The sequence below is a fragment of the Aureibaculum marinum genome, assembly GCF_003813905.1.
GTDB classification, from domain to species: Bacteria; Bacteroidota; Bacteroidia; order Flavobacteriales; family Flavobacteriaceae; genus Aureibaculum; species Aureibaculum marinum.
On sequence record NZ_RPFJ01000097.1, the window covers coordinates 1 to 395 of the forward strand.

Sequence of the window (395 nt, forward strand, 5' to 3'; positions counted from 1 at the left end):
CGGGTGCAGCTGGTACAGACGGAACTAACGGTACAAATGGTATCGATGGTAAAGACGGTGCCAAAGGCGAAAAAGGTGATCAAGGTATTCAAGGATTAACGGGTGCTACCGGTGCTCAAGGTCCTAAAGGTGATACGGGTGTAGCTGGTACAGACGGTATTGATGGTAAAGACGGTGCCAAAGGCGAAAAAGGTGATCAAGGCGAAAAAGGTGAACAAGGAATCCAAGGATTAACAGGTGCTACTGGTGCTCAAGGTCCTAAAGGTGATACGGGTGCAGCTGGTACAGACGGTACAAATGGTATTGATGGTAAAGACGGTGCCAAAGGCGAAAAAGGAGATCAAGGTGAAAAAGGTGAACAAGGAATCCAAGGATTAACAGGTACTACTGGTGCT

Annotated in this window: 1 pseudogene; it reads left to right on the top strand. The window is 47.6% G+C overall.

Features of this window, described 5'->3' with window-relative positions:
• Positions 1 to 395 (top strand): annotated as a pseudogene (locus EGM88_RS15065) (collagen-like protein); the annotation flags it as partial.